Origin of the sequence: Mycobacterium mantenii, from assembly GCF_010731775.1 — a bacterium.
Classification (GTDB): Bacteria; Actinomycetota; Actinomycetes; order Mycobacteriales; family Mycobacteriaceae; genus Mycobacterium; species Mycobacterium mantenii.
In genome coordinates this window covers 2,402,137-2,418,675 of sequence record NZ_AP022590.1, presented here as the reverse complement: position 1 = coordinate 2,418,675, position 16,539 = coordinate 2,402,137, and the positions used below count along the sequence as shown (strand labels likewise).

Sequence of the window (16,539 nt, the reverse complement as noted above, 5' to 3'; positions counted from 1 at the left end):
CGCAGTCCCTTCAGGCGCCTAGATAGCGGTCGAGTTCCTGGTGCATGTTCGAGATGGCAGGCTCGAGGTCTGCCGCGAGGCGCATCGCCTGGAAGCTGCGGGAGTGCAGGCCGCGCTGCTGCCGCTCGATGTTGCTGAAATCCTGCCGCGGGATCAATCCCCAGTTGTCGACGTCGTCCTGTGCGTAGCGGCCTTTCAGTCGGGCGCGCCCAATTTGGGCAGTCTCGGGATAGGTGGTCAGGGACCACACCTCGAAACGGCACCATTCCGGATCGTTGTTGTACGGACGAACCCGGTAACTGAGCGCGTTCGCATACTGGGGCAGCACGAAAAAGTTCGGGAAGACGAATGCCTGCCCGCCCCACATGCTGATGCCCTCGGGTTCTTTCGACATCGGGATGCCGGCCCCGTCGGCGTAGTCGAATAGCGCCGCGATCGCCTTGGTGGGGAAGTCTTCGCCCTCGCGCACCTTGTTCAACATCCCCTCGAACACGCGTAGGTCCCGTTCGAGGACCATCGCGTCCTGGCCCTCCCACAATGTTCGAGAACGGGCGAGGAAGGCGTCGGGTCCGCGACCTTGCGCGACGCCGCCCTTATCGGTGGCCATCCGCCCGCGGAACCGGCCGTGCCCGCCGGGAAATGCGGTGTATTCGACGTTGTCGAACGGCCAGTCCTCACCCATGCCCATGGTCAACTGCGGATGGGTGGCCATGACATGCCAGCCTTCGTGGAAGGCCTCCTGCGCGACCTTCCAGTTCGCGTTGAGAATGGTTTCCTTCCACCAGTACACGCGCATGTTGCCAAAGCCGACGGCATCCAGCGTCGGCGCGATCGAGGACAGGGCGTCCAGCAATGGCGGGGCGTCTGGATCCATGTTGATCCACACGCAGCCGGCCCAGATCTCGCTGCGGCACTCCTGTAGGCGAATGTCGTTTGGCTGCATCGTTTCTCGTGCGAAGCCGTCGGCCGCATACACGAACGAATTGCTACCGTCGAGGTTCCAGCGCCACCCGTGGAACGGGCAGACAATCTGACCTCCGGGCAGACGCCCCGAACCCTTGCACAGCTCGGTCGCCCGGTGCCGGCAGGCGTTGTACAGCGCTTTGACCGACATGTCGGCCTGGCGTACGAGCAGGATGGACTGGTCGCAGATCTCGTACTCGGTGTAGTCGCCGGCGTCGGGGATCTCCTCCAGCCGACAGGCCATCTGCCACACCTTTGGCCACAGCTTCTCCTTCTCCAGCTCGAAGAAGTCGCGATCGAAGTAGCGCTCTCTGGGCACGAAGTTCGGATTGCTGACCGCGAATGGCGGGTGTTTGACACCACCGCCGGGCCGCCGCTGAATTGTCGTCATGACGCTTTCCCTGCTATTCGTCATTCGGATGCCCGGATGACACCGATCTCGGCCGCGATGTCGTAGGTCTCGTCCACCTCGCCTGACCAGAACACCGTGCCGGACGCGCCGGCGGGCACCTCGGTCTCGACCTTGTCAGTTCCGATGGTGAACAGCGGATCGCCCTCGGACACCTGCTGGCCGTCCTCGATGTGCTTCTCGATCAATGTCGCCTCCGCGACGGCGACACCGACACGTGGGATACGGATGGCGAAATCAGGCACGGGTCGGGGCTCCGATCGGTTCGAGGGTTTTGTGTACGGCCGCCGCGATCCGTGCGGCGTTGGGATAGATTTCGGCTTCGAGGACAGGAGCCGCGGGATTTGGCACGAAGCGTGCGCCGACGCGCGCAACGGGAGCGGCGAGCGTCGACCACAACTCTTCCTGCAGCGTCGCGGCGATCTCAGCTCCAGGTCCGGCGAAGCGTACGGCGTCGTGCACGACCACGGCTCGACGCGTGCGGCCGACCGACTCCAGCATTGTCGGCACGTCGAGCGGCACCAGCGTCCGGAGGTCGAGTACCTCGGCGCTCACCCCGTCCTTCGCGAGAAGCTCAGCAGCGCTGAGGGACTCGACTATCCCGCGCCCGTAGGCGATGAGTGTGACGTCGGTTCCGGCGCGCTTGATGTCGGCCTGGCCGAGCGGGATGCGGAAGTCCGGGTCGACGGGAACCGGTCCGCGCTGCGCCTGCAGCCGGATGGTCTCCAGCACCAGGCACGGGTCGTCGTCGAAAATCGCCGACGCGAGAAGACCTTTCGCATCTCGGGGTGTCGAGGGGACGATGACCTTCAGGCCCGGGATATGCATGAACCAGGCCTCCAATGACTGCGAATGCGTGGCACCCGTACCGATTCCGCCGTAGACTTGCGTGCGCACCGTGATTGGTGCCGAGGTGCGGCCGGCGGTCATGAAGCGCAGCTTGGCCGCGTGGTTGATCAGTTGGTCGGCGGCGATGCCGATGAAGTCCATGATCATGATCTCGGCGACCGGACGAAAACCCTCCATCGCCGCACCCACGGCAGCGCCGATGATCGCGGCCTCCGAGATCGGGGTGTCGAGCACGCGGTCGGCGCCGTACTTGGTGGACAGGCCCTTGGTCGGTCCGCTGGCACCCGGGTCGGCGATGTCCTCGCCGAGCAGGAACACCCGTGGGTCCGCGGCGAGCGCTTGGTCGAGCGCGAGGTTGCTGGCCTCCCGCATGTTCATGTCTTGCTCGTCCATGGTCAACCTTTGTGTCAGGCGGGGCAGTTGGCGGCGTCGGCGTACACGTCGCGGTCGAGAACGTCGACTGCCGGCGGCGCGGCGGCGAGGACGGTCTTCAGCGCGTCCTCGACCGCAGCCTCGGCGTCGGCTTCGATCTTCGCGAGTTCGGCTTCCGTACAGACATTTTCGTCGAGCAGCCGCTTGCGAAAAGTGGGCAGGGGATCGGCCGCCTGAGCGGCCGCCAGCTGCTCGGCCGGGATGTATGCCTGCGGGTCGCCGAAGTAATGGCCGCGGAAGCGGAAGGTGACACACTCGAGCAGCGTCGGCCCCTCACCGCGCCGTGCGCGGTGCACCGCGTCGTCGAGGGCAGTCAGCACGGCGACGGGGTCGTTGCCGTCCACCCGCACGCCGGGCATGCCGTAGCCGCTGGCGCGTTGCGCGATCTGCTCGATCTTCATGCTGTGCTCGACCGGCATCATCTCGCCGTACTGATTGTTCTGGCACAGGAAGATCACCGGCAGGTTCCACAACGCCGCCATGTTGGCGGCCTCGTGCCACGAACCCGTGTTGACCGCGCCGTCGCCGAAGCTGACGACGGTCACGCGGTCGAGGCCCTTGCGCTGGGCGGCCATAGCCAGACCCACGGCGACCGGCGGGCCCGCGCCGACGATGCCCGTCGAGAGCATGACGCCGCACTCCGGCTTGGCGATGTGCATGGTGCCGCCCTTGCCTCCGGCGGCCCCGACCACGCGTCCCATCATCTCGCCGTAGATCTCCACCAACGGGACACCCTTGCCGATCAGGTCGTGCAGCCCGCGATAGGTCGTGACGAGCTGGTCGTCGGTTCGCAGGCAGGCGCCGACGGCGGCGGCGATCGCCTCTTGGCCGCGGGAAGGCCAATAGACGCACATGAATTCGCCGGATCTGATGCCCTTACTCAGCCGATCATCGGCCGCCTGCATGAGCGCCATCGACTCGTACAGCTGCCGTTTCGTTGACATGGCCCCTCTTCTGTAGCGGTCGGAATACAGCCTGTTGCAGCTGTGCGGGATTGTCAAGGACTTGATGGTTTGACGGAGCCTTCGTAGCATTGACGTGCCCCTGGCTCAATAAGGTGGTCACATGTCCAAAAATCGGAAGCCGGCCGGCTCGAACACCGCTCCGGTCCAGTCCGAACTCGCGCAACTGATCAACCAAGCGTTCTATTACACGCGGCGTTCCTTCGACGAAGCGTTGCGCCAGCTGGGGCTGACCGCAGCGCAAGCCGGTGTGCTGCGCCGTATCTGTGACAATCCCGGTATCACCGGCGTGGAGATCGGCCGGCGCATGTTCACGACGCCGCAGGCCGCACAGCTGATCCTCGCGACCCTCGAGAACAAGGGCCTCATAGACCGCAAGTCGGATCCGGCGTCCGGACGAATTGTGCGGTCGTTCATCACCGAAGACGGCCGGCGTGTTTTAAAAGACGCCATGCCGAAGATGTGGGGGGTCGAGCAGGAACTCGAGGGTGCGCTCACGGTGGAGGAGTGCCATCAACTGAGCAGCCTGCTGCAGCGTTACGTGGACAGGTGACAGCGTCCCTACGGTGCGGCCGCCGCTACCTCGGTTGCCATTCTCGGCTTCGACCACCATGCCACAGGTCTTGCTGCAGCTGGTGGCCGTCCCAGCCATCGCTATAAGTCGACTTTCACTTTCGATAGACCAGTTCTTCGGACGCGTTAGGACCGGCTGGGGATCTGGCTCGTCAAGCCGCCGTCCACGACGAATTCGGTGCCGGTGGCATAGGACGATTCGTCGCTGGCGAGGAACGCCACGAACGCTGAGAGCTCCTCGGGATCGGCGATGCGACCCAATGGGATGGGGAAGAGGCCATCGGGGGTGTTTTGGCTCATCGGGGTGTGCACCAGTCCGGGATGGATCGAGTTCACCCGGATTCTGTGCGGGGCCAGCTCAACCGCTGCCGACTTTGTGATGCCACGCACGGCGAATTTCGATGCGACGTAGCCGTGCACGAGAGGGCTGGCAACCATGCCCTCGATCGAGGAGATGTTGATGATGGACCCGCCGCCGGCGTCGATCATGGGATCGATCGCGGCCTGCATGCCGAGGAATGTGCCGGTGAGGTTGATGTCGATGATTCGTTGCCAGTCGGCGAGCGCGTATTCCCGCAGCGGGCTTGTGTTGACGATTCCGGCGTTGTTCACAAGAATGTCGAGCTTGCCGAATCGCTCGACTGTGGCGGTCACGGCACGGTGCCAGTGATCAGGATTGGTGACGTCGAGGGAGACGTAGTGCGCGGCGTCGCCGAGCTGCGCTGCAAGGGTTTGGCCCTCGTTGTCGAGGACGTCGCCGAGCACGACGCTGGCTCCTTCACGAAGAAGCCGTCGGGCATGCGCGGCACCCATGCCGCGCGCCCCGCCGCTGATCAGTGCCACCTTGTCATCGACTCTGCCCATCAGGAAATACTAACGGCCGGAAGGACTTTTGCGAGGGGTTACAGCAAAATCGCTGACTACTAGAGCATTTCATCCTTCGATAGTGGCTTCGCCCGCTGAACAAAGTGGAATATCAAGAGCAATAGACGAATACGACCATCGCGACCGCCATCAACATCAAGACTGCTTCGTGCGGACTATCGACTGGGAGTCGTCACGACAGAGGACGAGGAAGTTCCCGCTTCGGTGCGCCAACGCCTCTGGGGTAGAGCGTCGTGGTGCGTGGTTGTGGCGATATCGTCAATACTGCATTCGAAATTGTGTGAAAGCGGCGTTCACCAAGTTACGGGCAGTTCGTAGACGCCGTAGGCCAGCCGGTCGTGTTTGAACGGAACATCCTCGATCGGGGTGGCAAGGCGCAGCGTCGGAATGCGGCGGAACAAGGCCGGAAACACGATCTGGAGCTCGGCGCGGGCGAGCTGCTGACCGACGCACTGATGCCTGCCGTAGCCGAAAGCCATGTTCTGCGCGGCCTCGGCACGGTGCAGGTGAAGACGATCCGGCTCGTCGAATGTCGCGGCGTCCCAGTTGGCCGGTGCGAGGTCGATGATGATGCCCTCGCCGGCGCGGATCACCTCTCCGGCGATCTCGATGTCCTGCACGGCAACACGCCGCTGACCGGTTTGGACGATGGACAGGTAACGAAGCAACTCCTCCACCGCGTTCGCCACGACGCCTGGATCTGCGGCGTCGCGTATTACGGCCAACTGGTCAGGGTGCTCCAGCAACGCAAGCACCCCAAGCCCGATCATGTTCGCGGTGGTCTCGTGCCCGGCAACTAGTAGTCCGCTGGCGAGCTGAGCGGCCTCCTTGACGGTGAGCTCGCCGGCCGTGACCCGCTCTGCGAGGTCGGACACCGCATCCTCGGCGGGTTCGGACATCTTCGCCTCCACGAGAGTGGCCATATAGGCGGCCAACACCAACGATCGCTCGGCGTTCTCCTCGGCAGTGGCAAAGCGGGCTAGCTTGACAGTGGCCTGTTCCTGAAAGAACTCGGCCTCTCCATACGGCACCCCCAGAAGCCGGCTGATCACCAGCGAGGGGATCGGCAGCGCGAGCGTTGCGACGATGTCGGCCGGTCGGGGACCCGAGAGCATCGCGTCGATGCACTCATCGGTGATCGTCTGAATAGCCGGTCGAAGACTCTCAACGCGCTTATAGGTGAACGGCTTTGACAGCATCCGGCGAAATCGCGTGTGCTCCTCGGCATCCGAGGTGAATACCGACCGTGGCCGCGTGTGCACGGTCGCCGCAAAACCCTCGTTCCAGTGCGGAAACCCTGGAAGCCGGTCATCGACGCTTGCCCGGGCATCCGAAAACAGTGCCCGTGCTTCCCGGTAACCCGTGATCAGCCAAGGGGTGCTGCCATCCCAAATGCGAACGCGTGAAACCGGCTTACTCGCAACGTGTTCGAGGACTTCTGGCGGTGGAGCCAACGGGCAACGTGGATCTCTTGCCATCGGGTATTCGGGGATATCGGAGACGGCGCCGGCGCCGGTCAGCATGTCAGACATGTCGTGGTTGTAATTCCTCGGAGAAGATCGTCAGCGCGGGCCAGGTCGCGGCCGCATGACGACCGGTGACTTCCCTGCTGGCGGATGGATGCCCGGGCGAGCAGGGACGGCGATGCCGTCCTGGTCACGTTCGTCTAGGATTTCGGCTCCTTTCCAGGTCGTTTCAGCACGTACTGACGCGACGGAAACGCACTTTTCCTGATCGATCATGAGTTTCATCGGCATCAGCGCTGGCGCGTCTAGGGGTCCTCGATGGTGATGGCTTTTTCGGGGCAACACAAGGGGGCTCGGTGTGCGTCGTCTTTGTGGTTTGCTGCGACGGTGCCGTCACCGGTCGTTTGGCCGTAGCCGCTGTCGTCGTCGATGAACAATTCGGGGAATAGCGCATAGCAGCGGCCGTTTCCGGTGCACAGGCCCTCGTCGATGTGCAGACGCATCATGGACTGCCTGAAGGGAATGTGAGTGGCAGCGAGGCAAGCCGGATGGTGCCCGATGGCCATTTGACTTCGGGTTCGAAGCCCGGGGCTATGTCGTAGTCGGGGATTTGTTTGTGGAATTCCTCGACGACCAGGCGTAGCTCGCGGCGGGCCAGATGCGAGCCCAGACAGCGGTGGATGCCCCCGCCGAAGGTCATGTGCCCCACCTCGGAGTGGTCCAGGTCGAAGGTGTCGGGATCGGTGTAGCGGCCGGGGTCACGGTTGGCTGTGCCCAAATACAGCACCACCGATTCGCCGGCGGGGATCTTCACCCCGCACACTTCGACGTCTTCGGTGGTGACCCGGGTGACCCCCGGGGCCGGGGGCTCCAGCCGCAGCATCTCTTCGACGACGGGGCCCACCAGCCCGGGATCGGCGATGACCCGGCGGCGCAAATCAGGATGCAGCGCCAGGTGACGCATGGTGAATCCGATCGCTGCGGCCACGGTGTCGAGTCCGGCCAGGGTGAACACGAAAACAAAACCGAGCAGCTCTTCGGTCGACCAGGCCTCGTCGCCCTGCAGAGCCAGAATGCGGCCCAGCACATCGTCGCTAGGTTCTTGCCGCTTTTTTTCGATGTAGCCATGGATGTAGGTCAACAACGCCGTGGCGGCTTGGGCGACCGCCGGGTTGCCCGCAGCGGTGCCCACCCCGGTGGAGTTGTCCAAAATGGTCTCGACCCAGTCGATGAGCCGGTCGCGATCGGTCAACGGCAATCCGAAGAAAGTCAAAAACACCTGTGCCGGGTACAACCGGGCCACATCGGCGACGACGTCACACTCGCCCTTGTCGGCAAACGCGGCGACCAAGTCTCTAATCTGCGCCCGCAGGTCATCTTCCATGGCATTGATGACCCGCGGGGAGAACATCGGGTCGAGGATCTTGCGATACCGGGTATGGTCGGGCCGGTCGCTCGCCACCGGCACCAGCGGCATCGGAATGGTCGAACCGGCCGACGTTGCCCCTGCCGAGGCAAAGATCTCCGGGTGGCGTTGGGCGAACCGCACCGCCTCCTCACTGGTCAAAAGCCAGGCGCCGTCATCGACCGCCCGCACCACTGCGCCGGCTGAACTGACGTAGCGAAACCCAGACGTCCGATCCCTTGCCATCGGCACATCGGCCAGCCGAAATGTCGACACGGCAACTGCCTCCTCGGTAGCGATCAGGCGCCGATACGGTCACACCGTATCGCGAACTTTCATGGCCATTACACTTGTATTAGAGCCACACCGCAGGGAAGATGTCAACGGGACCAGCGCGGCCCACTCGGCGCTGGCCCGCGCCGGAAGGCTTTTGCCGGCTAGCCGACTGTGGCGGCAAAGTCGTCATCCGATCTGACGGCAGGAGGGGCAGTAGTCGTGACAGTCCTCGATTCGAACAGTGGCGCTCGCCAGTGAGTTCGGCTGACGAGGCGGTCTTGGGAGCTAATTCCGCTGAGGTCCGCGCCAAGGTTCCGTACGCGATGCAGGAACCGATCTATGTCCCCAAGGAGCGCTACCACTACAGGGAGTTCTTCGACCTCGAGAAGGAACACCTGTGGCCCCATGTGTGGCAGATGGCGGCGCGCGAGGAGGAATTTCCCAATCCCGGTGATTTCGTGGAGTACGAGATCACCGGTAGGTCGATCTTGTTGGTGCGCCAGACCGATGGCTCGATCAAGGCGTTTCATAATGCGTGCCGGCATCGGGCTACCGAGCTGGCCAAGGGATGCGGACGGCTGCCGGCCGGTCAGCTGGTGTGCCCGTTTCATGGGTGGCGCTGGAACCTGGACGGGTCAAACTCGTTTGTATTCAAGGAATCGGCGTTCGATCCGCGGTGTCTGAATTCCGATGATCTGCGTCTTCGCGAGTGCCTGGTGCAGACCTGGGCCGGTCACGTCTGGATCAACATGGACTTGGACGCCCCACCGTTGATGCAGGCCCTCTCGCCGGTCACTGAGTTGCTCGACGGCGTCGGCGTCGGCAACATGCGGGTGAAGTGGTGGAAGAAGGTCATCCTCAACGCCAACTGGAAAATAGCCCAAGAAGCCTTCTTCGAGGGCTACCATGTCCCGCAAACTCATCCCCAGCTTCTGATGGGTGGAGGCGAAGAAGCGGGCGAGTTCGCGGCCGGGGCCATTGATTACACGGCCTTCAAGAACGGTCACTCCCGTTTTCAAGGCAACGAATACGGCCAGCAAGTCCAAGACGGCGATCAGTTCATCGAATACGCTCAGCTGCTCGCCGATGGTATGGACGCCATGGTGCTGGACAACGACGTACGCGTTTTCGAGGGCCTGCGCAACACGATCGGGAACGACGGCGCCGACTTCAGCACGGCTGCTATCGCCGCCCTGTACGACTACGCCGCGGGCGCGGGGATTTCGATGGCGCCGCTCTCGGAGAAAATGGCACTTTGGGGTGGAGACATCTTTATATTCCCGAACTACCTCATGCTGCCGATGTATGGCAATTGCCTGTGCTATCGCAGCAGGCCCTACAACGATGACCCCGAGTGGTGCCAGTTCGATGTGTGGTCGTTGACCAGCTTTCCGGCCGGTCACGAGCCCGAGCGAGCCGAGCTGCTCGGCGTGTTCGACAAGGAAGACACCGAGCAGTGGGGGCTCATTCCCCGCCAGGACTTCTCCAACATCGAGGCCCAGCAGCGTGGCTTGCGCACCATGGGATTTGAACATCTTCGGTTGTCGAACAAATACGAGATTGCGATTGCCAACATGCATGAAGAACTGGACCGCCGCCTGGCGGCCCGCATGTAGAGCCGACGCTTCAACTGTGGAGTCACGCGCTGGCGACGAAATCGACTGCCCTGTCGAATCGAGATCACCGACCACTAGCGAGGAGGTCACCGCAATAGCCAACTGGGACCATGCAACAGACTTCTTGGTTGTCGGCAGCGGCGCAGGGCTCGCCGGCGCGGTTGCTGCCAAGTTAGCCGGCCTCGACGTGCTCGTGATCGAGAAAAGCGAGTATGTAGGGGGGTCGACCGGAATGTCCGGTGGCGTGATGTGGTTGCCGAATAACCCCCTGATGCAGCGCGATGGCGTGCCGGACTCGACCGATGAGGCGTTGCGCTACTTCTCTGACGTGGTGGGCGACGCCGGTCCGGCCTCGTCGGATGCGCGTAGGCGGGCATACGTCACCGAGGGCATCAACATGGTCCGGATGCTCGAGCAGCAGGGCATGCGTTTTGTGCGCTGCGAGGGCTATTCCGACTACTACGCCGAGGTCCAGGGGATTTCCGCTGGCTCGGTTCGAGGACGTGCGATCGAGTGTGCGCCGACTGATACCCGACGGATCGGGCCACTGGCCAAACAATTACGTCCAGCCATCGCCGCCCCGATGGTGCTTCGTACCGGTGAAGCCGCGAAAATTTCGTTGGTCCCCGGTCGCCGTGCGCTGATGTTCGCGGCAAGAGTCGCGGCGCGCACGATTCGGGGCCGACTTCGCAACCAGCGGCTGACCACCAATGGGGCTGCCCTGATCGCGCAGCTGCTAGAAGTCCTGCAGCGCCATCAGGTACCGATCTGGACCGAGACCGCGTTCGTCGACCTGATCAAGGCGGACGGGCGCACTGTGGGGGCGACGGTGCGCCAGCAAGGACGTGAGCTTCACATCTTGGCCAGGCGAGGCGTGCTGCTTTCCGCCGGTGGTTTCGCGCACAACGGCGCGATGCGACACAAATATGGGCAAGACCCTAGCGACGGCAGCTGGACGATCGCCAATCCCGGCGACACCGGTGAAGTTTTGGAAACCGTCATCGGGCACGGCGCCGCAGCCGACCTGATGGACGACTCCTGGTGGCTCCCCACGATTCTCGGTCCGGACAACAAGAGGGACGGGATCATCGCGGAACGCTCACGACCCGGTTCGATCATCGTCGACGCATCCGGACAGCGGTACTTCAACGAGGCCGTCTCCTACATGGAGGCGGGCCGGCAAATGTATAAACGCGAGCGTGAGACCGGGGGAGCAGTGCCGTCCTGGCTCGTCTTGGACGCCCGACACCGCTCCCGCTACCTGTTGGGCACCATCCCACCACGATGGACGCCGAAGAAATGGCTCGATGGCGGTTACGTCAAGCGCAGCAATACGTTGGCCGGACTCGCAGATCAATGCGGGATAAACCCGGCGGTGCTCAAGGCAACCGTCGAACGATTCAATCGCTTCGCCGTTGCCGGCGTGGACACCGACTTCCGCCGTGGCGAAGGTGCCCACGAGCGCTACCAAGGAGACCCACGGCACAAACCCAACCCGTGCCTCGGCCCACTGGACAAGCCGCCCTTCTACGGGGTCCAGCTCTATCCCGGCGACGTCGGAACGTCCGGGGGACTGCTGTGCAACGAGAACTCGGAAGTGCTCAACGTCAACGGTGACGTAATGCCCGGTCTTTACGCCGCCGGTAACATCACCGCCTCGGTCATGGGCCGCGCATATCCGGGCGCGGGCGCAAGCATCGGAGCATCGGCTGTCTTCTCGTTCATCGCAGCACGACACGCGACGGGCCAACCCGGCCCCGCGGTCGGTCTACCAGACGCTCAATCGACCACCGGTTAGAGCTGTCCTAACGGGCAGAACCTGCCGCTTCCCTCATATGGTTTCAGCGGCGCGGTGCACGGCGTTGACGATGCCCTGATACCCCGTGCATCGGCAGAAGTTGCCGGAAAGGCCTTCGCGCACTTCTGCGTCGGTGGGATGGGGATTGTCGTTCAGTAGAGCAGTGATCGATACGACGAAACCGGGTGTGCAGAAACCGCATTGCAGTCCGTGGCATTCCCGCATCGCCGCCTGGACGGGCGAGAGCTCGCCCTCCGGGCTGGCGATTCCTTCAACCGTGATCACTTCCATGCCCGCTGCCTGTACCGCGAACATCAGACAGGAGCGGATGGCCTGTCCGTTGAGCAGCACGGTGCATGCGCCACACGCTCCGTGTTCGCAGCCCAGGTGGGTGCCGGTGAGTCCGCAATGTTCTCGCAGATAGTCCGCCAGGGTCAGCCGAGGCTCCACGACCGCCTCGGTGACGCGGCCATTGACGGTGATTTCGACGGGTAATTCATGCATTGCTAGGCCTCGGTGCTTGCGGAGGAAAGTGCTCGGGTCAATGCGCGTGCCACCATGGTGGCGCCCACCCGGGCGCGGTAGGACGCCGATCCCTGCAGATCGGCGGGGATTCCATCGAGTGCGCGCATCGCCAGTTCGCCGACATCTTCCGTGTTGATCTCGCCGGCTGCCCGGCCGAGCACTGCGTCCTCGGCCGCCGAGCCCCGCAGCGGGGTGGATCCCAGCCCGAGCAGCCCGATGCCGCAGCGCGAAATGCGATCGTCGTCGTCGAGTTTCACCGCGACCGCTGCGCCCGCGATGGCGAAGTCGCCGTGGCGGCGGGCGAACTCCTCGATTGCGAAGCCGGCCCGCTTGCCCCACGTCCGAAAACGCACAGCGGTAAGGATTTCCGCGGGTTGCAGCGACGTCTCCCATAGCCCGGTGAAGAAGTCGGTGGCGGGAATCCGTCGGGAACCTCGGGTGGACACCGCCTCCATTTCGGCGTCGAGTGCGACAGCGACCGCCGCGTACTCGGCGGCGGGGTCGGCGTGCGCGATCGCCCCGCCGAGCGTTCCGCGTGTACGAATCTGGAAGTGGCCGATGTATGGGGTCGCCAGGGTCAGCAGCGGCACCGAGTCGGCTACCTCGTCATCCATCCCGACGAACGCGTGCGGTGTCGCCGCGCCGATCCGGATCTCGTCGTCGCACAAGTCGATGCTATTGAGTTCGTCGATGCGCGAGATGTCGATGAGGTGCTCGAAGGACGTCAGGCGCATCGCAAGCATCGGCACCAGGCTTTGGCCGCCGGCCAGGACCTTGGCGTCGTCTCCGTACTCATCGAGAAGGGCCGCGGCCTCGTCGACAGAGTCGGGCCGGTGATACGCGAACGCTGCCGCCTTCATGACACGAGCCGCGACAGGGCTGCCGCAAGATCGTCGGCGCGCAGGGCGGCCGGATGTGGCCGGGCCTTACGGCGCCCCAGCAGGAATCCCAGAGCGACCCCGGCAGCGAGCCCTACCACGACGGGAGCGGCGCGCTTGGCCAGGGGCAGCGCGACCACTTTTAGCATGTCCACCGCAGGGCCCTCATCGGATCCGCGGTCCGCGGCGAGTGTGGTTGGGGGCGTATCGCTTCCAGTGAAAGGTGTGTGGTCTGCGCCGGCCACGTCGGCCTCCAGGCGCTGGGCGAATTGTGCGATCAGGTTGCCCGACACATCGGCGAGTACCCCGCGGCCGAACTGTGCGGCCTTGCCCGAGATGGTCAGGTCGGTCGTCAGCACACAAGTGGTGTGGTCGCCCTCGTCTTTGAGCTGTGCTGTCATCACCGCCGAGGCGTTGCCGCTGCCGCGCGTCTCTTTGCCGTTGGCGCTGATCACCGCGCGGCGATTCGACGCGTCCTTCTGCTGAAACGAGGCGTTGCCTTGGTAAGACACCGTGATCGGGCCGACCTTGACCTTGACTGCGCCAGTGAACTCGTCGCCGTCAACCGAGAGCAGCTGCGCGCCCGGGATACACGGTACGACGCGCTGCACGTCGGTGAGTACATCCCAGGCCTGGTCGATCGACACGGGCACCCGAAACTCATTGACTAGCTCCATTTTTGTCCTTACTTCGAGGCTTCCTCGATCAGGTCGACGATGGCGGCAGGGCTGGCGGGCAGTCGGGTGAGTGTTACGCCCAGCGGTGCCAGCGCGTCGTTGATCGCGTTGATCACCGCCGGAGTCGAGCCGATGGCCCCGCCCTCACCCACGCCTTTGTAGCCGCCGACCCCAGGGCCAGGGATTTCGATGTGCCCGAATTCGATTGCCGGCACCTCGGTTGCAGTCGGCAGCAGATAGTCGACGAACGTCGACGACAGCGGATTGCCGTCATCGTCGTAAACCATGTTTTCGAGCAGAGCACCGCCGATGCCCTGCACCGTGCCCCCGGCGATTTGGCCTTCGACGACGTTGGGGTTGATCATCGGGCCCACATCCTCACTGACGATGTAGCGCGTCAGCTTTACTTGGCCAGTCTTGACATCGACTTCGCAGGTGCAGGTGTGCGTAGCGTTGGCCCAGGTGAACGGCGCCACGGATGTGTAGCGGGCAGTCGCTTCCAAGGTCGCGGACATACCTGGCGGCAACTGCTGCGGCTCGTAGTAGGCCAGATAGGCCAGATCGGCGAAAGTAATGCTCTTCGACGAGTCCTCGCGCACAATGGCTTTCGAGCCGCTCAGCTCCAGCTCGGATTCCTCGACGCCTAATCGGTGGGCCGCCATCGCGATGATCTGCCTTCGCAGAATGGTGGCCGCCTCGTTGACCGCACCGGCGGTCATCGGACCGCTGCGGCTGCCCTGGGCCCCGGCGCCATACGGCGTTACTGCGGTATCGCCCTGTATGGTTCCCACATCTTCGATGTCGGCGCCCAGCGCATCCGCGGTCAGCTGGATGACTGTGGTCTCGATGCTGTTACCGGTCGAGCCACCGTTGACGTAAACGTTGATCTTCCCAGTTGACTCGATCCGAATCGTCGCACCTTCGGCTGCCAGGTTGCCGGTCGCGCCCGCGGTCGGCTCGATGTAGGTCGAAAAACCGAGGCCGATATAGCGACCCTGCGCCAAGGCATCGCGCTGCTCTTTGCGGAACCCCTCGTGGTCCAGAATCTTCACCGCCTGCTCGAACGTGTCGCTCGGGGCGACATGGTCGTAGGGCATGCCATTGGGGTTGAAGTACGGCATCTCGTCGCCGCGCAACAGGTTGCGACGCCGCAGCTCGACGGGATCCAAGCCCATCTCGCGTGCCGCCACGTCCAGAAGGATCTCGCGGGCGAGCGTTTCGTACTGCCACGGCCCCCGGTACGCGGCCAGACCGGCGGTGTTGGAGAAGACCGTCTTGAAGTTGAAGCTGGCCTTGGGCACCCGGTACGGGCCCGGGAAGAACATGCCGATCGCGGCCGCCGTCAGCACCGGGTAGGGCGTCGGATACGCGCCGACGTCCTGGAGGTAGTCGATATCGGCGGCCAAGATGTTGCCGCCGTCGTCAAAGGCCATCCGCACGGTGCCGTCGACGTGGCGGGCCTGCCCGGCCGACATCAGATTCTCGCGACGATCCTCGATCCACTTCAGCGCCGCCGGCACCTTCCGCGCGGCCAACAAGATGCACATGTCTTCACGCAGCGGAACGACCTTTTGCCCGAAACCGCCGCCGGTGTCACGCATGATGACCCGCACCCGTTGCGCCGGAATCGCCAGCAAACGCGCGGCGAAGGCCCGCAATTCGTGTGGGATCTGCGTCGACGCCCAAACGGTCAGCTCATCTGACGCGGCCTCCCACTCGACCACCAGTCCCCGCGTTTCGATCGGCACCGGCGCATAAATCTGCTGGTAAACATTCGCCGAGGCGACGTGCGCGGCCGAGGCGAAGGTCTCCTCGTCCGGCGGGGCACCGCCCATTCCGCCCGCGACGTTGTCCGGGTAGGCCTCATGGACCACCACCTCAGCCCCCACAGCTTTGGTGAAATCAGCGAGAGCCGGCAGCGGCTCATAGTCGACCTCGACCAGTTCGATCGCGTCTTCGGCGATGTACCGGTTGTCGGCGACCACCAATGCGACCGGGTCCCCGACGAACTTCGCTTCACCTTCGGCCAGCGGAGGGCGCGGCGTGTCCGGAACATCCCTGCCGACGACGGCGTGCCATGCCTCACCAATGTCGGAATTCAGATCAGCAGCAGTGAAGACGCTGTGCACCCCGGGAAGCGCCAAGGCTGCCGAGGCGTCGACGCCATTGATCCGAGCCCTGGCGAACGGGCTACGCACGAAACAGGCGTGCAGCATGCCGGGCCGCTGGACGTCGTCGACAAAGGTGCCGCGACCCGTGAGCAGCCGCAAATCCTCCACCCGTGGGACTCGACTACCCGAATATCGTGGGGTGACCGTGTCTGTCATCGGCTGTCATTCCAATCGGTCAGAATTTCCGCGCGTAGACGTCCAGTCCCAGCTTCGGGCTGAACCGCCTTAAGGAGTATAAATCCCGAGCAATACATGCGCATTGCTCGGGAGGGTGCAGATGATGTTACGGGCATCGGTCTATGCCGCACCTAACCATGATGGCGGCGGCTATTGCAACTGCGCAATTTGCCTCAAGGTCGAGTGAGCGTGAGGTGACATCCCACCGTGACCTAGATCCCCGGGTGCGCGCCACGGCCGAGCCGGACCCGTAGCCCTGTGTCGGCCCCAGGCTGCCAAGCCAACCGGAGAAACCGTTCGCTCGGCGACAAGCCGGACAGGTGATGGTCGATGGCGTCAAACATCGGCAACACCCGAAAGGCCGTTATGCTGCGCATACCGCCGCCGTCAGGTAATTCGGCGATGGCGAGAGGGCTCCGGGCAACGGGGTCTATGAGGCTAGTTGATCCAGACGTGACCCCAACCTGGTCTTTGCCG

The 16,539-nt window shown here is 63.8% G+C and carries 15 protein-coding genes; 3 read left to right on the top strand and 12 right to left on the bottom strand.

Annotated elements, in window-relative coordinates; genetic code table 11:
- Window positions 1-10: 10 nt before the first annotated feature.
- Genes G6N50_RS10870 through G6N50_RS10855 form a run of 4 tightly spaced genes read right to left on the bottom strand, consistent with a single transcriptional unit; the run spans window position 11 to window position 3,597 of the window.
- Entirely contained in the window at window positions 11-1,354 is a 1,344-nt protein-coding gene (locus G6N50_RS10870; protein ID WP_083097060.1) for an aromatic ring-hydroxylating oxygenase subunit alpha, read from the bottom strand.
- Window positions 1,355-1,374: 20 nt separating this feature from the next.
- Window positions 1,375-1,617 carry a biotin/lipoyl-containing protein gene (locus tag G6N50_RS10865; RefSeq protein WP_083097062.1) on the bottom strand — a complete coding sequence of 81 codons (243 nt, stop codon included), beginning with the start codon at window positions 1,615-1,617 and terminating at the stop codon, window positions 1,375-1,377.
- Complete coding sequence (locus tag G6N50_RS10860; protein ID WP_197748065.1) at window positions 1,610-2,614, bottom strand: alpha-ketoacid dehydrogenase subunit beta; 1,005 nt, start codon at window positions 2,612-2,614, stop codon at window positions 1,610-1,612. Before G6N50_RS10860 ends, G6N50_RS10865 begins: the two co-directional genes overlap by 8 nt.
- Window positions 2,615-2,628: 14 nt before the next feature.
- Window positions 2,629-3,597, bottom strand: a complete 969-nt coding sequence (locus G6N50_RS10855) for a thiamine pyrophosphate-dependent dehydrogenase E1 component subunit alpha (protein WP_083097064.1) — start codon at window positions 3,595-3,597, stop codon at window positions 2,629-2,631.
- A gap of 121 nt (window positions 3,598-3,718) precedes the next feature.
- Between G6N50_RS10855 and G6N50_RS10850 the strand changes: the two genes are divergently transcribed.
- Complete coding sequence (locus G6N50_RS10850) at window positions 3,719-4,168, top strand: MarR family winged helix-turn-helix transcriptional regulator (protein ID WP_083097066.1); 450 nt, start codon at window positions 3,719-3,721, stop codon at window positions 4,166-4,168.
- 146 nt (window positions 4,169-4,314) lie between these two features.
- On the opposite strand, the gene G6N50_RS10845 is transcribed toward G6N50_RS10850, so the two are convergent.
- The 4 genes from G6N50_RS10845 to G6N50_RS10830 form a co-directional block, all read right to left on the bottom strand.
- Entirely contained in the window at window positions 4,315-5,052 is a 738-nt protein-coding gene (locus tag G6N50_RS10845; RefSeq protein ID WP_083097068.1) for a glucose 1-dehydrogenase, read from the bottom strand.
- A gap of 314 nt (window positions 5,053-5,366) precedes the next feature.
- On the bottom strand, window positions 5,367-6,605 hold the full coding sequence (locus G6N50_RS10840; RefSeq protein WP_083097070.1) for a cytochrome P450: 1,239 nt from the start codon (window positions 6,603-6,605) through the stop codon (window positions 5,367-5,369).
- A 239-nt stretch (window positions 6,606-6,844) separates the two neighbouring features.
- Window positions 6,845-7,045 carry a ferredoxin gene (locus G6N50_RS10835; RefSeq protein WP_197748064.1) on the bottom strand — a complete coding sequence of 67 codons (201 nt, stop codon included), beginning with the start codon at window positions 7,043-7,045 and terminating at the stop codon, window positions 6,845-6,847.
- Window positions 7,042-8,220 (bottom strand): cytochrome P450, encoded by a 1,179-nt coding sequence (locus G6N50_RS10830; RefSeq protein WP_083097072.1) that lies wholly within the window; start codon window positions 8,218-8,220, stop codon window positions 7,042-7,044. The genes G6N50_RS10835 and G6N50_RS10830 overlap by 4 nt, the downstream gene beginning before the upstream one ends.
- 323 nt (window positions 8,221-8,543) lie before the next feature.
- Here G6N50_RS10830 and G6N50_RS10825 point away from each other — a divergent pair, with 323 nt between their 5' ends.
- Together G6N50_RS10825 and G6N50_RS10820 are read left to right on the top strand one after the other, a co-directional pair.
- A complete protein-coding gene (locus G6N50_RS10825) occupies window positions 8,544-9,836 on the top strand; it encodes an aromatic ring-hydroxylating oxygenase subunit alpha (protein WP_083097192.1) in 1,293 nt (430 codons plus the stop codon).
- Window positions 9,748-11,634, top strand: coding sequence for an FAD-binding protein (locus tag G6N50_RS10820; RefSeq protein ID WP_232068940.1), 1,887 nt, complete (start codon window positions 9,748-9,750; stop codon window positions 11,632-11,634). Before G6N50_RS10825 ends, G6N50_RS10820 begins: the two co-directional genes overlap by 89 nt.
- Window positions 11,635-11,667: 33 nt before the next feature.
- Here the strand turns inward: G6N50_RS10820 and G6N50_RS10815 are convergent, their stop codons facing one another.
- The 4 genes from G6N50_RS10815 to G6N50_RS10800 are packed head-to-tail and all read right to left on the bottom strand — an operon-like array spanning window position 11,668 to window position 16,041.
- Window positions 11,668-12,138, bottom strand: coding sequence for a (2Fe-2S)-binding protein (locus G6N50_RS10815; protein ID WP_083097075.1), 471 nt, complete (start codon window positions 12,136-12,138; stop codon window positions 11,668-11,670).
- Window positions 12,139-12,140: 2 nt separating this feature from the next.
- The gene (locus tag G6N50_RS10810; protein WP_083097077.1) at window positions 12,141-13,019 is read right to left on the bottom strand and encodes an FAD binding domain-containing protein; all 879 of its coding nucleotides are present in this window, start codon (window positions 13,017-13,019) and stop codon (window positions 12,141-12,143) included.
- The gene (locus G6N50_RS10805; protein WP_083097079.1) at window positions 13,016-13,714 is read right to left on the bottom strand and encodes an SRPBCC family protein; all 699 of its coding nucleotides are present in this window, start codon (window positions 13,712-13,714) and stop codon (window positions 13,016-13,018) included. Before G6N50_RS10805 ends, G6N50_RS10810 begins: the two co-directional genes overlap by 4 nt.
- Window positions 13,715-13,722: 8 nt before the next feature.
- Window positions 13,723-16,041: a xanthine dehydrogenase family protein molybdopterin-binding subunit gene (locus G6N50_RS10800; protein WP_083097081.1), complete on the bottom strand. Its 2,319-nt coding sequence runs from the start codon at window positions 16,039-16,041 to the stop codon at window positions 13,723-13,725.
- Window positions 16,042-16,539: the final 498 nt, after the last annotated feature.